This window comes from Bradyrhizobium sp. PMVTL-01 (genome assembly GCF_051861855.1).
GTDB lineage: Bacteria > Pseudomonadota > Alphaproteobacteria > Rhizobiales > Xanthobacteraceae > Bradyrhizobium.
In genome coordinates, this window is sequence record NZ_CP193982.1 from 7,496,890 (window position 1) to 7,511,631 (window position 14,742).

The following is a 14,742-nucleotide window of genomic DNA, read 5'->3' on the forward strand; positions in this document are numbered from 1 at the left end:
AGCGACACATTCGGTGTCATCCCGGCGAGAAATTTGGCGAGGACTCGTGGTCAGGAAGTCATTTTGGGTACTGCTACCTGCGTCTCATCGATAGATCACGCGGTATGGGTCCCGGACTTCGCCGGGACGACATTGAGGGCCTTGCGGCGCCGCGCTCGGGCCCGGGTTTGTTAGTAAAGTATTTACCTTCTGCCCGCCTGGCCCGGCCTGCCGCCCGCCAGGCCGGCCGCGTTCCCGCAAGTTTCAACGAGAATTGTATTGAAGCCTTAGGCTTAGCGGATTTTTAAGCCGCGGGGCGTAGGGTTACTGCGTGAGTTCAGTGGTTGAGAGTTTGTGAGTACGCCATGACAGAACCCCATCGCCCGAGGGTAAAATACGTCATCGGGCCGGACGGCAGTCCGCTGACGATCGCAGATCTGCCCGCGCCCGGCACCAAACGCTGGGTCATCCGCCGCAAGGCCGAGGTCGTTGCCGCTGTGCGCGGCGGACTTCTCTCCCTCGAGGAGGCCTGCAGCCGTTATACCCTGACGGTCGACGAATTCCTCTCCTGGCAGTTTTCCATCGACCAGCACGGTCTGGCGGGTCTTCGCACCACCCGCATCCAGCAATATCGCCAGTAAGCGATCCGGAAATCTGCGGCTTTTGACGAAAATCGGCCTCGCCCAGCGAGGCCGATTTTTTGCATGTTTCCTTTTGGGGCGACTTTTGTCCGACCTCTTAACCTTCGTTAACCATATCGAAACCATCCCCTAGGCAATAATTGCCCAGTCGACCGCTCCGTTGCGGGTCGAAGCTTCGGGGCGGTTGCTTGCAAGGTCTTGCGGACTTCTTAAAAAGTATCGGTGCCGCCCGGTTCGGGGCCATGATCGCGGTCACCGCCGCGCTCATCGGCTTCTTCGCATTCGTCATCATGCGGGTCACGACGCCGCAGATGACGACGCTGTTCACGGACCTCAGCGTCGAAGATTCCTCCAGCATTGTCAAAGACCTGGAACGCCAGGGCATCCAGTTCGAGATCCGCAATGAGGGCTCGATCATCATGGTGCCCAAGGACAAGGTCACGCGCCTCAGAATGAAGCTCGCCGAGGGTGGCCTGCCCAAGGGCGGCGGCGTCGGCTACGAGGTGTTCGACAAGTCGGACGCGCTCGGCACCACCTCCTTCGTCCAGAACATCAATCATCTGCGCGCGCTGGAAGGCGAGCTCGCCCGCACCATTCGCGCCATCGACCGCATCCAGGCCGCCCGCGTCCACCTCGTGCTGCCCGAGCGCCCGCTGTTCGCCCGCGAGGCGCCGGAGCCGTCAGCGTCGATCGTGGTCCGCGTCCGCGGATCGCTCGAAGCCCAGCAGATCCGCGCCATCCGCCACCTCGTCGCCTCCGCCGTCAACGGCCTGAAGCCGCAGCGGGTCTCGATCGTCGACGAGGCCGGCCAGCTGCTCGCCGACGGCGCCCAGACCGATCCGGAGCAGGCGCTCGGCGACGAGCGCCGCACCGCCTTCGAGAAGCGGATGCGCAAGCAGGTCGAGGACATCGTGTCCTCGGTGGTCGGATCGGGGCGCGCCCGCGTCCAGCTCTCGGCCGATTTCGACTTCAACAAGATCACCCAGACCTCGGACAAGTTCGATCCCGAGGGACGCGTGCTGCGCTCGAGCCAGACCCGCGAAGAAAGCAGCATGACCGCCGACAACAACGGTCAGGTCACCGTCAACAACGAGCTGCCCGGCAACCAGCAGAGCAACGGCGTCGCGGCCAAGGACCAGAGCAAGAAGACCGAGGAGACCAACAATTACGAGATCTCCCGCATCACCAAGACCGAGGTGACCGAAGCCGGCCGGGTCAACCGCATCTCGGTCGCGGTGCTGGTCGACGGCATCTACACCAAGAACGACAAGGGCGAGCTGGCCTATCAGGACCGCACCAAGGAGCAGCTCGACCGCATCGCCACCCTGGTGCGCTCGGCGATCGGCTTCGACCAGAAGCGCGGCGACCAGGTCGAGGTCGTCAATTTGCGCTTCGCCGACGCCCCCTCCACCGCTCCGATCGGCGAACCCGGCGGCTTCCTCGGCATGCTGCAGTTCACCAAGGACGACGTCATGTACTTCGTCGAGCTCGGCGTGATGATGCTGCTCGGCCTCGTCGTGCTGTTCATGGTGATCCGCCCGCTGGTCAAGCGCATCCTCGCCTCCGACGAAGTCGCCGCCGCAATCTCCGGCGTCCTCTCCGGCCCCTCCTCCGAAGAAGCCGCGCCGGCCGCCGGCGGACAGCCCCTGCTGCCCGGCGGCGCCGCCAGCGCGATCGACGTCGCCACCATCCAGGGCCAGGTCCACGCCCAGTCCGTTCATCGCGTCGGCGAGCTCGCCGAGCGCAACCCCAACGAAACCGTCGCCATCATCCGCCAATGGCTCACCGAGCCAGCCAAGTAATCCGCCAACTGAATCAAGAAGTGATCTGACATGGCCGCCTCCTTGCAAAACGCCAACTCCAACGACATCACCAGCGTGATCTCCACGCTCGGCCAGCGCGCCGGCAGCCGCGCCGCCGACGGCAAGGGCGCCGCGCAATTGTCCGGGCCGCGCCGCGCCGCGATCCTGATGCTCGCACTCGGCGAGCAATATGGCGGCAAGATCTGGAGCCTGCTCGACGACGACGAGGTGCGCCAGCTTTCGCTGGAAATGTCGACGCTCGGCACCGTCGAGGTCGACACCGTCGAGGACATGCTGCTCGAATTCGTCTCGCGCATGTCGGCCTCGGGCGCGCTGATGGGCAATTTCGACGCCACCGAGCGCCTGCTGCAGCAATACCTGCCGCCGGAGCGGGTCAACGGCATCATGGACGAGATCCGCGGCCCCGCCGGGCGTAACATGTGGGAGAAGCTCTCCAACGTGCAGGAAGAGGTGCTCGCCAACTATCTCAAGAACGAATACCCGCAGACCATCGCCGTGGTGCTGTCGAAGCTGAAGTCGGAACACGCCGCCCGCGTGCTCGGCATCCTGCCCGAGGAGCTCGCGCTCGACGTCGTCAACCGCATGCTGAAGATGGAAGCGGTGCAGAAGGAGGTGATCGAGAGCGTGGAGAAGACGCTGCGCACCGAATTCATGTCCAACCTGTCGCAGACCCGCCGTCGCGACGCCCACGAGGTGATGGCGGAAATCTTCAACAATTTCGACCGCCAGACCGAAACCCGCTTCATCACCTCGCTGGAAGAGGACAACCGCGAATCCGCCGAGCGCATCAAGGCGCTGATGTTCACCTTCGACGACCTCGTGAAGCTGGATTCCGGCTCGGCCCAGACGTTGATGCGCAACGTCGACAAGGACAAGCTCGGCGTCGCGCTCAAGAGCGCCAACGAGGACGTCCGCAACTTCTTCTTCGGCAACATGTCCTCGCGTGCGGCCAAGATGCTCCAGGACGACATGGCGGCCATGGGCCCGGTCCGCCTGCGCGACGTCGACGAGGCCCAGGCGCTGCTGGTCAACCTCGCCAAGGACCTCGCCGCCAAGGGCGAGATCATGCTGACCAAGAACCGCGCCGACGACGAGCTGGTGTACTGATGGCCGCTCCGGCAAAATTCCTGTTCGACACCGACTTCGCCGCTCCCGAGCGGTCGCGCGAGAAGGCCGCGACCGCGGCCGAGATCGCGCAGAAGATCGCGGAAGCCGAAGCGCGCGCCTATCGGGACGGCTTTGCCGCCGGCCAGCGCGAGGCCAAGGCCGAGAGCGACCGCCGCGTCGCACTCGCCATGGAAGAGATCAACATCGGGATCCGGGGCATCGCCTCCGGCATCGGCAACATCGAGTCAAAGATGGAGACCGAGGCGGTCGACGTCGCGGTCGCGGTGGCGCGCAAGCTGTGCGCCGACCTCGTCGCCGCCGAGCCGCTCGGCGAGATCGTCGCGCTGGTCAAGGACTGCTTCTCGCACCTGGTCGCCACGCCCCATCTCGTCGTCCGCATCAACGATTCGCTCTACGACAGCGCCCGCGAGAAGATCGAGCGGCTCGCCAAGCAGAGCGGCTTCGAAGGCCGGCTGGTGATCCTGGCCGAGCCGGAAATTGCCACTGGCGACTGCCGGATCGAATGGGCCGATGGCGGCGTCGTGCTGGAGCGCGGCGCCGTCGCGGCCAAGATCGACGACATGGTCGGACGCTATATCGCGTCCCGAAGGGGGAGCTAAGCCATGAGCGACACCGACGGACAGGTCCCGCTGCCCGATCTCAACGGCCCGATGCCGCCGAGCGCTGACGTCGGCTACAACGAGGACGAATATGCGGCGCGCGCCGCCGCCGACCTCGAGGCCGTGTTCGACGTGCCGGTGCAGGTCTCGGCCGTGCTCGGCCGCTCCAAGATGGATGTCGGCGAGCTCCTCAAGCTCGGGCCGGGCACCGTGCTCGAGCTCGACCGGCGCGTCGGCGAGGCCATCGACATCTACGTCAACAACAAGCTTGTCGCTCGCGGCGAGGTCGTCCTGGTCGAGGACAAGCTCGGCGTGACCATGACCGAAATCATCAAGACCGAGCGCAGCTAATACGCTGGGAATGACGCGCGGCAGCGCGACCAGACCGACAGGAGACTGACATGCGGCTTCTCATCGTTGGCACATTGAAGGGCCAGCTCACCACCGCCACCAAGATCGCGATGGAGAACGGCGCCACCGTGACCCACGCCGAGAATCACGAGCAGGCGATGCGCGTGCTGCGCGGCGGCAAGGGCGCCGACCTCCTGCTGGTCGATGTCGCCCTCGACATCCGTGACCTCGTGATGCGGCTCGAAGCCGAGCACATCCACGCTCCGATCGTCGCGTGCGGCATCACCAACGACACCCGCGCCGCGGTCGCCGCGATCCACGCCGGCGCCAAGGAATACATCCCGCTGCCGCCGGATCCTGAGCTGATCGCCGCGGTGCTGGCAGCCGTCGCCAACGATTCCCGCGAGCTGGTCTATCGCGATGAGGCGATGGCCAGGGTGATCAAACTCGCGCAGCAGATCGCGGGCTCCGATGCCTCGGTGATGATCACCGGCGAGTCCGGCACGGGCAAGGAAGTGCTGGCCCGCTACGTCCACACCCGCTCGGCCCGGGCCAAGCGGCCGTTCATCTCGATCAACTGCGCCGCGATCCCCGAGCACCTGCTGGAGTCCGAACTGTTCGGCCATGAGAAGGGCGCCTTCACGGGCGCCGTCGCCCGCCGCATCGGCAAGTTCGAGGAAGCCACCGGCGGCACGCTGCTGCTGGACGAAATCTCCGAGATGGACGTCCGCCTGCAATCAAAACTGCTGCGCGCCATCCAGGAGCGGGTGATCGATCGCGTCGGCGGCACCAAGCCGGTGCCTGTCGATATCCGCATCATCGCGACCTCGAACCGCAACCTTGCGGAGGCCGTGCGTGAGGGCAGGTTCCGCGAGGACTTGCTGTTCCGCCTGAACGTCGTGAACTTGAAGATTCCGCCGCTGCGCGAACGTCCCGCCGACATCCTCGAGCTCGCCCAGCACTTCGTGAAGAAATATGCCGAGGCCAATGGCGTGCCGATCCGCCCGCTCTCGGCGGAGGCGCGCCGCGTGCTCTCCACGAACCGCTGGCAGGGCAACGTCCGCGAGCTCGAAAACACCATGCACCGCGCGGTGCTGATGGCGCAGGGCGACGAGATCGGTCCCGATGCAATCATCACGCCGGACGGCGACCGCCTCGACCTCGCCAGGACCGCACCGGCCGTGGCTCATGCGACCATGGCCGCCGAGCAGGTGACGCGCGCGCTCGTGGGACGCACCGTCGCCGACGTCGAACGCGACCTGATCCTGGAGACGCTGAAGCACTGCCTCGGCAACCGGACCCATGCCGCCAACATCCTCGGCATCTCCATCCGCACGCTGCGCAACAAGCTCAACGAATACGCCGACGGCGGCATCCAGATCCCGCCGGCGGGCACGCCGGGTGAATATCCGCGCGTGCCGGCCATGGGGTGAGCGCCGATCTGCAAGCTCGACGTCAGCAAAAGGGCCCGGAGCGCCGCAAGCGTTCCGGGCCCGATGATGTCGCGATCTGTCCGACTATTTGCCCGGCGGGACGTAGGTGCTTGCGAGCTTCGCGGCCTTTTCCGCGATGCTCTTGAATTCGCCCATCTTCCAGGCGCGCACGGTTTCGATCTTGGAGACGGCGCCACTGGCGGCGGCAACCATTCCGATCGCAATAGCATCGGAGCCATCGGGAAACTCCGTGACGAGCACTGCGTCGTGCTGACCAGTCGTCATGAAAGCTCCCTGGAGCTTTCCGCCGGCTTTCTCGACCAGCGCACCGATGACTGAGGTACGATCGATCGGCTTGTCGACCATTCCCTTGATGCCCGCGTTTGAGTATGAGACGTACGAGATGAACAGCGGCATGTTTCTCTCCGTCGAAGGTTGGACCGACAACATTTGTAGTTTTGGAAAGAGCTCTCCGAGCGAGAGCAAGGCAAGGCCTGCCGACGGCACGCGAGCTGCCTTGAAAATAGAGCTGCGGACCTCGGCACGTCCAACTGGCAGCTTGTGTCGAGTATAGCCAACTCCGCAGTGCGGCGCGAACGGTAAGCCAAGCCTACCCATTTGAAGGGCGTCTATCGTGCTGCCGCGAGTGAAGCAGTTCACTATCGATACGCATCAGGATCGATAGAATTTTGGAGTGAGGTGATCTCGGCCACAGTCCGCGCCCACCTTCTCTGTCCTTCAACTCGAAACGGCAGGCCATGGAATATTCGTCGTGGATGATGTCGCCAATGCGCGCATCTGGGCCGGCTTCCACTACCGCTTCTCGACCGAAGTCGGCAAGGACATGGGCCGGAAGATCGGTGCGCTGGCCCGTCGAGATGCAGCTTCGCGGTGTCGAGGCGATGGCGCAGCCAGGCCGCTAGCCGGCCGCACTTTTGGAGCACCGAACACATAGCCGCACCGCATCCGGCGACTAGGTCACGCCGGCGCAAGGTCCTATAACCCCGCGTGAGAACCACGAGGGTACATATGTCTGAAGCTCAAATCACGGACTGGCTGGCGTCGCAGAAGCAGGCGATGATCGATCTCTTGCACGACGTCGTGAACATCGATTCCGGATCCTATGACAAGGAAGGCGTCGATGCGGTCGGTGCGCGGTTCGAGCGGCATTTTACCGAGCACGGCATTCCGTTCCGGCGCGAGGCCAATGCCACCTTCGGCGATGCGATCCATGCCGAGGTGACCAAGCCCGGCAGCAACGAAAAGCCGGTGCTGTTGATGGGGCATCGCGACACCGTGTTCGGCAAGGGCGAGGCCGGGCGGCGGCCGTTCACGATCCGGGACGGCCGCGCCTACGGACCGGGGGTTTCCGACATGAAGTCCGGCCTCGTCATGAACGTGTTCGTGGCGACCGCCTTCCACAAGTTCGGCGGCTCGCCGCACCCGATCAAGGTGCTGATCACCTCGGACGAGGAGATTGGCTCGCCCGCCTGCCGCCCCATCATCGAGCGCGAGGGACGCGCCGCGCGCGCGGTGTTCAACTCCGAGCCGGGGCGGCCCACGGGCAATGTCGTGACGGGGCGTAAGGGCGGCATCTTCATGCACATGACCATCACCGGCAAGGCCGCGCATTCCGGCGCCAATTTCGCCGCCGGCGTGAGCGCCATCGGCGAGCTCGCGCACAAGATCGTCCAGATCCACGCGCTGACCGACCTCGACAAGGGCATCACGCTCAACGTCGGCCTCGTCTCCGGAGGACAGTCCGTCAACACGACGGCGCCTTATGCCGAAGGCCAGATCGACCTGCGCTATGTCGATCCCGCCGATCGCGCGCGGATCATGGGTGCGATTCAAAAGATCGTCGCGACCTCCTACGTGCCGGGCACCAGCGCGACGCTGACGATCAAGGGCGAGTTCGTGCCGGTGGTGCAGAGCGCGGAGTCGAAGACGCTGTTCGAAGTTTATCAGGCCGCCGCAAGACAGGTCGGCCTCACCACGCTGCAGGGCGAGTTCTCCGGCGGCTGCGCCGATTCCGGCTTCACCGCGGCCGTGGGCACGCCGACCATCTGCGGCCTCGGCCCGGTCGGCGGCCTCGCACATACGCCGGAGGAATATCTCGAGATCGACAGCATCGTCCCGCGCGCGCAGGCGCTCGCGCTGGCGATTTTAAGGGGGTGAGGGAGAGGTGCCGTAGGGTGGGCAAAGGCGCACTTGCGCCGTGCCCACCATTCGTCTTCGCTGGGCAGAGGTGGTGAGCACGCTTCGCTTTGCCCCCCCTACGAGACCTCCCGAATTCTACGAATAACTCGGCGCGTCGGGCTTGCGGAAAATGTGGATGGGGTCACCGGGAATGATCGGCTGCCCCGAGAACATCGCGTAGGCATAGAGCGCGAGATAGGCGATCGCGAGCGCGCCGATGGCGTAGAAGGCTAGGGTCGCGACGCGCTTCATCGATCCGCTCCAGGGCCGTCCCGGCGGGACGGCTCAAGCGCTTCTAGAGCGATGAGGCGGAAAAGGCCAGCCTGCGCGGCGCTTGTCCGCGGCGATCAAATGCCGCGCCGGGTGCGCGCGGGAAGGCTGACATCGGCGAGCCTTGCGGCGTCCTCGTCCTGATCGACCGCCACATACTGGCCGTGCCAATAGGCGAGCGCCGCGTTGCGGGTCGAGTTCCTGACGTCCCTGACGCGGCCGATGACGATGCCGTGCGAGTGCCGCTCGACGATCTCCTCGACCTCGCAGTCGAACACCGACAATGCGCCGACCAGCAGCGGCACGCCCGAGACCGCCGTCACCCACTGGCTGCCTGCGAAGCGGTCGGCGCCCTTCAGCCCGCCCTTGCCGGCAAAACGCTCCGCGATATCGAGCTGGTCGGCATTGAGGATGTTCACGCCGAAGGCGCCATGGCGCCTGATCAGCGGGAAGGAGGAGGCATCGCGATTGATGCTGACCAGCAGGGTCGGCGGCTCCACCGACAGCGAGGTCACGGAAGTCACCGTCATGCCGGTGATGTCCTTGCCCCGGCCGGCGGTGATGACGCTGACGCCGCCGGTGAGGTGGCGCATGGCCCCGCGGAAATCGGCGGGCGAGACGGGGATTTCGGTCATGAGATCGCGGGGCACTACATTCATGGCATGGTCCCCGAAATGGGGTTCCCCTGTATTTAGGTACGATCGTCCGCCGACAAAAGGTGGCTCAGGATCGAGCCTTCCAGGCCCGCCAGCTCTGCGGAGCCACGCTGGCGAGGCCGGGCCGCGTTAACCGTGACGTCATGAGCGATCCGGCCCTCCTCGATCACCAGCACCCGGTCGGCCAGGGCTACCGCCTCGGCGACATCGTGGGTGACCAGGATCGCGGTAAAGCCCTGGTCGCGCCAGACGCGCTCCAGGAGCCGCTGCATCGAGATGCGGGTCAGGGCATCGAGCGCGCCGAGCGGCTCGTCGAAGGCGAGTACCCGCGGACGGGACACCAGTGCGCGGCCGAGCGCGACGCGCTGCTTCTGGCCGCCCGAGAGCACCGAAGGCCACTGGTCGCGCTTATCGGCGAGGCCGACCTCGGTCAACGCCTTCTCTGCGCGCGCATGCGCATCCTGCGATGCGCGATCGCGGCCGAGACCGACCTCGACATTGGCGAGCACGCGCGCCCAGGGCAAGAGCCGCGGCTCCTGGAACATCACGCGGATGTCCTCCGCCTGGACCTCGCCGCCGAAGCTGATGCTGCCGGCATCGACCTTCTCCAGGCCGGCGATCAGGCGCAGCAGCGTGCTCTTGCCGCAGCCGCTCTTGCCGACGATGGCGACGAACTGGCCGGCGGGGATGTGCAGATCGATGCCCCGCAGCACCTCGTTGCTGCCGAAGGATTTGCGCAGGCCCCGGATGCTGAGCGGCAGGCCGCTGGCCTGAACCGGCCGCTCCTCGCGGACCACTCGGGCGTGAGGGGCGAAACTGGCGCGGCTGGCGAGCTCGGTTTCGGGCAGGGACGTACGAAGCGCTGTCTGCATGTGATTCCCGGTATTTCTGCTCAACGTTTCTGGAAGGCGGGGTGCCAGGAGAGCGTCGCCCGCTCCAGCACGCGGGAGGCGCTGTCGGCGAGCTTGCCGAGCAGGGCATAGATCAGGATCGAGAGCACGACGACGTCGATCAACATGAACTCGCGCGCCTGCATCGCCATGTAGCCGAGGCCCGAGGACGCCGCGATGGTCTCGGCGACGATCAGTGTCAGCCACATGATTCCGAGCGCGAAGCGGATGCCGACGAAGATCGAGGGCAGCGCGCCCGGGAAGATGACGCGGCGGAACAACTCGCCATCGGTCATGCCGTAGATGCGGCCCATCTCGATCAGCTGCGGATCGACGGTGCGGATGCCGTGCAGGGTGTTGAGGTAGATCGGGAAGAACACGCCCAGCGCCACCAGGAAGAGCTTGGCGCTCTCGTCGATGCCGAACCAGAGGATGACCAGCGGGATCAGCGCCAGATGCGGCACGTTGCGCACCATCTGCAGCGTGGTGTCGGTGAGCTTGGCGGAGAGCTGCGACAGGCCGTTCGCGAGCCCGAAGGCAAATCCTATGCTGCCGCCGATCAGGAAGCCGATCGAGGCGCGCCAGAACGAGACCCAGATGTTGCGGACGAGCTCGCCGGAGAGCAGCAGCTTCCAGCCCGCCAGCGCGACGTCGCTCGGCGCCGGCAGCACGCGCGTCGGCACGAAGCCGGTGACGCAGGCGACCTGCCAGATCGCGATGATGGCGAGCGGCACGATCCACTGCACCAGGCCGTCGACGCGCGGCAGGCGGACGCTGCGCGGAAGAGAGATGCTGTCGATGAGGCTCATGATTGCGATGCCTCCTTATGCGGGCGGAAGTCGTTGCCGACGGTTTCGCCGAACGGGCCGCCGTTGAAGTGCAGCCTGGTCACGTTTGAAGGCTGCTCCAGCGAGAGCAGCGGGAACACCAGCTCGGCGAAGCGATAGGCTTCCTCCAGATGCGGGTAGCCCGACATGATGAACGTATCGATGCCGATGTCCTGGTACTCCCTAATGCGGGCTGCGACGGTCCGGGCGTCACCGACCAGCGCGGTGCCGGCGCCGCCGCGGACGAGGCCGACACCGGCCCACAGGTTCGGAGCGATCTCGAGCTTGTCGCGCTTGCCGCCATGGAGCTGCGCCATGCGCTGCTGGCCGACGGAGTCCATCCGCGCAAAGTTCTTCTGCGCAGTCGCAATGGTCTCGTCGCTGACATGCTTGATCAGCTCGTTCGCGGCGCGCCAGGCCTCTTCATTGGTCTCGCGGACGATGACGTGAAGACGGATGCCGAAGGACAGCTTGCGGCCGCGTGCGGCGGCGACCTCCCTCACCTTCGCGATCTTCTCGGCAACCTGCGCCGGCGGCTCGCCCCAGGTGAGATATTTGTCGACGGTGTCGACAGCGACGTCGATGCCGGCATCGGACGAGCCGCCGAAATAGAGCGGCGGCCGCGGCGCCTGCAGCGGGGGAAACAGCAGCTTGCCGCCTTCGATGCGGATGTGCTTGCCCTCGACATTGACCACCTTGCCCGCGAGCAGGTCGCTATAGACGTTGAGGAACTCGCGGGTGACCTCGTAACGTTCGTCATGGCCGAGGAAGATGCCGTCGCCCTTGTTCTCGACGGGATCACCGCCGGTGACGACATTGATCAGCAGCCGGCCATTGGTGACGCGGTCCAGCGTCGCCGTCATGCGCGCCGCTACGCTCGGCGATTGCAGGCCGGGCCTGACGGCCACGAGATAGCGCAGCCGCTCCGTGAACGGTGCGACTGAGGAAGCGACGATCCAGGAATCCTCGCAGGACCGTCCTGTCGGTAGCAGCACGCCGAAATAGCCGAGCTGGTCGGCGGCCTGCGCGACCTGGCGCAGATAGTTGAAGTTGACCTCGCGGCCGCCGGTCGCGGTGCCGAGATAGCGGCCGTCGCCGTGGGTCGGCAGGAACCAGAGGATGTTGGCGCTGGATTGGCTCATGGACACACTCCTAGCCGTATGTGGTGCCGACGGCGGCCGCGACGATGCCGATCGACATGACGATGGCTGCGATCACGCGTTGAACGATGCGCTTCATGTTCAGACCCTTTGAGGTGGGAAGATCGGTCGGCAAGGTCAGGCTGCCGGGTTGCGCCAGACGATGTCGCGGATGACGATCGGCCTCGGGATCAGGCCGAGCTTGTGGAAGCGGTCGGCAACGCCCTGCTGGGTCGCGACGATGTCGTCGGTGACGGGTCCGACCACGAAGGACGAGCGGTTGGCCGCGATGGTCTGGACATCCAGGGGAATGGCGGTGACGGCGGCGAGCGACTTTGCCACTTCGTCGCGATGCTGCTCGGCCCATCTGGCGGTCGCGGTGGTGACGTCGACGATCTGCTGCAGGACGGCGCCGTGGTTCTTCGCGAAGTCGCGATTGGCGATGTAGAAGGAGTTGGTCTTGGTGACCTCGCGCGCATTGATCAGGATGCGGCCGTTCTGCCTGGTCTCGCCGATCGCGAAATAGGGATCCCAGATCGCCCAGGCGTCGATGCTGCCATTGGCGAAGGCGGGGCCCGCGTCCGGCGGGGTCAGATAGACGGGGGTGATGTCGGCATAGGTGAGACCGGCCTTCTCCAGCGTCTGCACCACGATGTTGTGGGCGCTGGAGCCCTTGGTGAAGCCGACGCGCTTGCCCTTCAGTTCAGCGATGGAACGGATCGGCGAATCCTTCGGCACCAGGATGCCCTGGCCGTTGGTGACGGGCTGGCCGGCGGCATAGACGATCGCCGCGCCCGCGGCCTGGGCGAACACCGGCGGGGAATCGCCGACGGCGCCGTAATCGACGCTGCCGACATTCATCGCCTCCATCATTGGCGGGCCTGAGGAGAACTCGACCCATTTCACCTCGATGCCCTGGGCCGCGAAATGTTTTTCCAGTGCGGCCTGCTGGCGCGTGATGACCAGCACGCCGTTCTTCTGGTAGCCGATACGAATTTCCTTCACGGCACCTTGCGCGATGGCAGGTGCGGACAGCGCCGCCAGCGCAACAGTTCCGGCGGATAGCTTGAGAAAGTCCCGACGTCGCATTCCACGCTCCCGGCCGGTGGCCGTCATCATTCGTGTTTCGGGAATGATGGTGTGCCTTGTCGGAGGTGTCGAGACGTGCGGGAAAATAGCGATGCGAGCACTGCGCCTGTGGCCGAGTGCATGATTAATCTTTCAAGCAGCCGCGACGATGCAGATGGAAATTTCCGCACGCGAATGTGAGAGCCGCGCCGATTCCGTCCGCGGTCCTGACACCGGAACATAGAAGTCGCAAAACAACCCCATGCACAGTAGCCGGGGCTTGTGAAAGCAAGATCTTACGTATTATCCGAAATTCTTTTGACCCGTCGGGCAAAACAGGGGCATAATGGCATCATGGCGGTGCTCGGGACGGAGGGCACCCGCCGGTCTATTGCGACCACCGGACCGGCAAATTCTGCAGTCCTCGGAACGCCCAGCCGCCGATCCGCACCGGCTCGTCGTCGGCGATCTCGAGCCGTTTGGTTCGGGCGAACAATGTCGGCAGCGCGACGTCGGCGATCATGGCGCGCGAGGCAAAGGCGCCGGCGCAGAAATGCGGGCCGGCGCCGAAGGCGACGCTCTTCGACGTGTCACGCCGCACGTCGAACTGGTCGGCGCGCTCAAAATGCTTCTCATCGCGGTTGGCGGAGCCGAACATCAGGAACACGCGCTCGTCGAGCTCGAATGCGACATCGCGAATGATCCACGGCTTTGCGATGCGCCGCGGCGACATGCCGATCGGTGAGATCCAGCGGGCATATTCCTCGAAGGCCTGCAGCCAGGACACTTCGCCGCGCAGGACCAGGTCGAGCTGGTCGGGATGGGTCAAGAGCGCCCACACCGTGCCGGCGATCGCCTTGCGCGGCTCGTTCTGACCGCCCGATATCGCGAGTTTGACATTCGCGCGCACGCTCTCCATCGGCATGCCCGAGGCAAGCAGCACGCCCAAAATGCTCTGGTCGGGATGCTTGCGCATCACCGGCAGGATGTCGTCGATCGCGGCATCGATGCCCGAGGTCGCCGCGTGGCAGCGCGCCTCGACCGCGGGATCGCCGGCATAGTTGGCGATGCCCTCGATCATGCCCTGCGACCACGCGTCCATGTCCTGGAAGCCGATGTTGGTGAGGCCGGTGATCGATTTCAGGCATTCGCCGGAGAACGGCAGCGCGAAATCGCGCATGAAGTCGATGCGGCCTGGCTTGATCGAATCGAGGATGCGGTCGGCATGGGCCTGGAACAACGCGGTCCAGTGCGCCTTCACGGTCTTCGGCGAGATCGTCGGAAACATCGCGCGCCGCTCGACCTGGTGCGCCTCGCCGTCCTTGCGCATCATGTTGTGCCCCATCAGCCGGTTCATCAGGCCGGCCGGCTGGTGCGAGGAGAACACGTCGATCTGCTTCTCCGAGATCGAGATGTCGTCGCGGCTCGTCAGCAGCGTCGAGCCGAGCTGCGGGACGAAGGCGATCGGCGCGTCCTTTCGCATCTTCGCGAGCATCGGATAGGGATCGGCCCAGAATGCATCAGGATCGATGTCGATGCGCGGCGCGGTGCTCAAGGCGGCGGCTCCCCTGGATTTTCGTTTCCTCCAGGCCAGATTAGCGAAGTCCGGCGCCGGCGTCTGTCCCTCGCGATAGGGACGAGCATCTCTTCGCAAGTCGGATGCATGCCGCAAAGAAACGGCTGACCACGTTACGACGAACTACACCTGGCCGACTTGCGGCACACAAACGCCGCCCTGG

The 14,742-nt window shown here is 65.2% G+C and carries 15 protein-coding genes and 1 pseudogene; 7 read left to right on the forward strand and 9 right to left on the reverse strand.

The features are described 5' to 3' along the window. Positions 1-344: 344 nt before the first annotated feature. The 6 genes from sciP to flbD all read left to right on the forward strand — a co-directional run bounded on the left by sciP (position 345) and on the right by flbD (position 5,954). Complete coding sequence (sciP, locus tag ACRQ5Q_RS36120; RefSeq protein WP_002714638.1) at positions 345-620, forward strand: CtrA inhibitor SciP; 276 nt, start codon at positions 345-347, stop codon at positions 618-620. A 188-nt stretch (positions 621-808) separates the two neighbouring features. Further along, complete coding sequence (gene fliF / locus ACRQ5Q_RS36125; protein WP_439394650.1) at positions 809-2,422, forward strand: flagellar basal-body MS-ring/collar protein FliF; 1,614 nt, start codon at positions 809-811, stop codon at positions 2,420-2,422. 30 nt (positions 2,423-2,452) lie between these two features. Further along, entirely contained in the window at positions 2,453-3,550 is a 1,098-nt protein-coding gene (fliG, locus tag ACRQ5Q_RS36130; RefSeq protein ID WP_439370363.1) for a flagellar motor switch protein FliG, read from the forward strand. Beyond that, the gene (locus ACRQ5Q_RS36135) at positions 3,550-4,170 is read left to right on the forward strand and encodes a FliH/SctL family protein (protein ID WP_439370364.1); all 621 of its coding nucleotides are present in this window, start codon (positions 3,550-3,552) and stop codon (positions 4,168-4,170) included. Before fliG ends, ACRQ5Q_RS36135 begins: the two co-directional genes overlap by 1 nt. Before the next feature lie 3 nt (positions 4,171-4,173). After that, positions 4,174-4,521 carry a flagellar motor switch protein FliN gene (gene fliN / locus ACRQ5Q_RS36140; RefSeq protein WP_254146279.1) on the forward strand — a complete coding sequence of 116 codons (348 nt, stop codon included), beginning with the start codon at positions 4,174-4,176 and terminating at the stop codon, positions 4,519-4,521. Positions 4,522-4,571: 50 nt separating this feature from the next. Then, positions 4,572-5,954: a sigma-54-dependent transcriptional regulator FlbD gene (gene flbD, locus ACRQ5Q_RS36145; RefSeq protein ID WP_439394652.1), complete on the forward strand. Its 1,383-nt coding sequence runs from the start codon at positions 4,572-4,574 to the stop codon at positions 5,952-5,954. Between the two features lie 84 nt (positions 5,955-6,038). Here the strand turns inward: flbD and ACRQ5Q_RS36150 are convergent, their stop codons facing one another. Continuing rightward, positions 6,039-6,371: a GYD domain-containing protein gene (locus ACRQ5Q_RS36150; protein WP_439370366.1), complete on the reverse strand. Its 333-nt coding sequence runs from the start codon at positions 6,369-6,371 to the stop codon at positions 6,039-6,041. A 612-nt stretch (positions 6,372-6,983) separates the two neighbouring features. Here ACRQ5Q_RS36150 and ACRQ5Q_RS36155 point away from each other — a divergent pair. Beyond that, positions 6,984-8,132, forward strand: a complete 1,149-nt coding sequence (locus tag ACRQ5Q_RS36155) for a M20 family metallopeptidase (protein ID WP_439394654.1) — start codon at positions 6,984-6,986, stop codon at positions 8,130-8,132. Positions 8,133-8,249: 117 nt separating this feature from the next. On the opposite strand, the gene ACRQ5Q_RS36160 is transcribed toward ACRQ5Q_RS36155, so the two are convergent. The 8 genes and pseudogenes from ACRQ5Q_RS36160 to ACRQ5Q_RS36195 all read right to left on the reverse strand — a co-directional run bounded on the left by ACRQ5Q_RS36160 (position 8,250) and on the right by ACRQ5Q_RS36195 (position 14,558). Further along, positions 8,250-8,405 (reverse strand): hypothetical protein, encoded by a 156-nt coding sequence (locus ACRQ5Q_RS36160; protein WP_439370368.1) that lies wholly within the window; start codon positions 8,403-8,405, stop codon positions 8,250-8,252. Between the two features lie 95 nt (positions 8,406-8,500). After that, complete coding sequence (locus tag ACRQ5Q_RS36165) at positions 8,501-9,082, reverse strand: flavin reductase family protein (RefSeq protein ID WP_439370369.1); 582 nt, start codon at positions 9,080-9,082, stop codon at positions 8,501-8,503. Positions 9,083-9,114: 32 nt separating this feature from the next. After that, positions 9,115-9,759: pseudogene (locus tag ACRQ5Q_RS36170) on the reverse strand (ABC transporter ATP-binding protein); the annotation flags it as partial. Positions 9,760-9,971: 212 nt separating this feature from the next. Continuing rightward, on the reverse strand, positions 9,972-10,778 hold the full coding sequence (locus tag ACRQ5Q_RS36175) for an ABC transporter permease subunit (RefSeq protein WP_439370370.1): 807 nt from the start codon (positions 10,776-10,778) through the stop codon (positions 9,972-9,974). Beyond that, entirely contained in the window at positions 10,775-11,938 is a 1,164-nt protein-coding gene (gene ssuD, locus ACRQ5Q_RS36180; protein WP_439394655.1) for an FMNH2-dependent alkanesulfonate monooxygenase, read from the reverse strand. Before ssuD ends, ACRQ5Q_RS36175 begins: the two co-directional genes overlap by 4 nt. Before the next feature lie 10 nt (positions 11,939-11,948). Beyond that, entirely contained in the window at positions 11,949-12,071 is a 123-nt protein-coding gene (locus ACRQ5Q_RS36185) for a hypothetical protein (RefSeq protein ID WP_439370372.1), read from the reverse strand. 2 nt (positions 12,072-12,073) lie between these two features. After that, a complete protein-coding gene (locus tag ACRQ5Q_RS36190) occupies positions 12,074-13,024 on the reverse strand; it encodes an aliphatic sulfonate ABC transporter substrate-binding protein (protein ID WP_439370373.1) in 951 nt (316 codons plus the stop codon). Between the two features lie 367 nt (positions 13,025-13,391). Further along, positions 13,392-14,558 carry a cytochrome P450 gene (locus ACRQ5Q_RS36195; protein ID WP_439370374.1) on the reverse strand — a complete coding sequence of 389 codons (1,167 nt, stop codon included), beginning with the start codon at positions 14,556-14,558 and terminating at the stop codon, positions 13,392-13,394. Positions 14,559-14,742: the final 184 nt, after the last annotated feature.